General features: G+C 73.8%; 4 protein-coding genes. 3 read left to right on the forward strand and 1 reads right to left on the reverse strand.

Annotation, left to right across the window (positions count from 1 at the left end; all coding sequences use genetic code 11):
• On the forward strand, positions 1 to 454 hold a 454-nt coding region (locus AB0I76_RS28860; protein WP_357041994.1), incomplete at its 5' end, for an AIR synthase-related protein.
• A gap of 112 nt (positions 455 to 566) precedes the next feature.
• Complete coding sequence (locus tag AB0I76_RS28865; protein WP_357041997.1) at positions 567 to 1,034, forward strand: GNAT family N-acetyltransferase; 468 nt, start codon at positions 567 to 569, stop codon at positions 1,032 to 1,034.
• 169 nt (positions 1,035 to 1,203) lie between these two features.
• Here AB0I76_RS28865 and rpmB read toward each other — a convergent pair whose 3' ends face one another.
• Positions 1,204 to 1,395, reverse strand: a complete 192-nt coding sequence (gene rpmB / locus AB0I76_RS28870) for a 50S ribosomal protein L28 (protein ID WP_007456456.1) — start codon at positions 1,393 to 1,395, stop codon at positions 1,204 to 1,206.
• A 194-nt stretch (positions 1,396 to 1,589) separates the two neighbouring features.
• Here rpmB and AB0I76_RS28875 point away from each other — a divergent pair.
• Positions 1,590 to 1,929 (forward strand): DAK2 domain-containing protein (locus AB0I76_RS28875; protein ID WP_357042001.1); only part of this gene is annotated, 340 nt, incomplete at its 3' end.

Raw genomic sequence — 1,929 nt, forward strand, 5'->3', positions numbered from 1 at the left:
GGCCGGCCGGACCGGGTACGCGGCGGCCGGGCTGACCGTGCTCTCCCGGGGCTTCCGGACACCCCGGGTGCTGGTCGAGGCGTACCGGCGGCCCGAGGTGCCGTACGCGGCCGGGCCGCAGGCCGCCGAGGCCGGGGCGACCGCCATGATCGACGTGTCGGACGGGTTGCTGGCCGACCTGGGTCACGTGGCGAAGGCCAGCGGCGTCGGGATCGACGTGCGCCGGGACGCCTTCGAGGTGCCCCGGCAGATGCGCGACGCCGCCCAGGCCCTCGGTGTCGACCCGTACGCCTGGATCCTCGCCGGTGGCGACGACCACGCGCTGGCCGCCACCTTCCCCCCGACGGCGCTGCCGGAGGGCTGGCGGTCGATCGGCACGGTCACCGCCGGCTCGGGGGTGACGGTGGACGGCCGGCCCTGGGAAGGCCCCGCCGGCTGGGACCACTTCCGCTGACGGACACCGAGGGCCCGTCGCGGCGCACCGCCGAGCGGGTCGGGAGTGATCTGCGACCGAACGGGGACGGCCGGCCCCGGACCGGGGCGGGCCGCGGTCGTACCCTGGCGCGGTGAGCGAGATCGAGATCCGAGTGCAGCGGTTCGACGCGCCGGAGTCGCAGGCGCTGGTCCGCGCCGCGCTGGCCGACCTGGGTGCCCGGTACGGGGGCGGCGGCGACGAAACGCCGGTGGACGCGACGGACTTCGAGCCCCCCGCCGGGACGTTCCTGGTGGCCCTGATCGAGGGCCGGCCGGTGGGCTGCGGCGGTTGGCGCAGCCATGGCGAAGAGGGTGACATCGCCGAGCTGAAGCGGATGTACGTCACCCCGGAGGCGCGCGGTCGGGGCGTGGCCCGGGCGGTGCTGGCGGCGGTGGAGCGCTCGGCACGGGAACGGGGCCGCAAGCGGATCGTCCTGGAGTGCGGCGACAAGCAGCCCGAGGCGATCGCCCTGTACGTGTCGTCCGGCTACGAGCGCATCCCGAACTTCGGCTTCTACGCCGACGCTCCGGGCTGCATCTCGTTCGGCAGGACCCTCTGAGGAACGCCTTTCGCGATCTTGCATTTTCTGCCCGGGCAAAGCCTATGAAAAGCCGCGTATCGGGGGCCGAAAGTGCAAGATCGCGGGGCCGGGGTGGGTGGGGTTCGGACATGGCGAAGCCGACGGCTCCCGAGGGGAGCCGTCGGCTTCGCCGCAGTTCGTTACCGCGTCAGGCGCGGGTGACCTTGCCAGCCTTGATGCAGGAGGTGCAGACCTGCAACTTCTTGGTGTTGCCGCCACCGGCCGGGGTACGCACCGACTGGATGTTCGGGTTCCAGCGGCGGTTGGTCCGCCGGTGCGAGTGGGACACGTTGTGGCCGAAGCCCGGTCCCTTGCCACAGACGTCGCACACGCTAGCCACGGGATACTCCTGGGATTGAAACGTTCATGAGGTCGCCGCCAGGCGCTGCCCGGGCAACCTGGCCAGGTTACCCGATGACCGGCCGGAGCGACGAATCGCCCCGGCCCAGGCGGCGGAGGGTGCGCGCGGGGACACGCCGGGAGGGGGTCCGGCGACCCGGGCGGGTGTCGGTGCGCGCCAGTAGGCTACTCGCCGTGCTGGACACCCTCGACGCCGCCGCGGTCCGCCGTTGGTGCGCGGGCGGGCTGGCCGCGCTGAAACGGCACCAGGGCGAGATCGACGACCTGAACGTCTACCCGGTGCCCGACGGTGACACCGGCACCAACCTCGTGCTGACCCTCACCTCGGCCCAGCAGGCCCTCGCGATGGACCTGGACACGCTGCCCGACGGCGGGCCGACGCCGCACGGGCACGCGTTGCGGCTGATGGCCCGGGGCGCCCTGCTCGGCGCCCGGGGCAACTCGGGCGTGATCCTCTCCCAGATCCTGCGGGGTTTCGCCGACGCGGCGACCGCCGTGCCCGCCCTGCGCGGCC

The organism is Micromonospora sp. NPDC049799 (assembly GCF_040656655.1).
Classification (GTDB): domain Bacteria; phylum Actinomycetota; class Actinomycetes; order Mycobacteriales; family Micromonosporaceae; genus Micromonospora.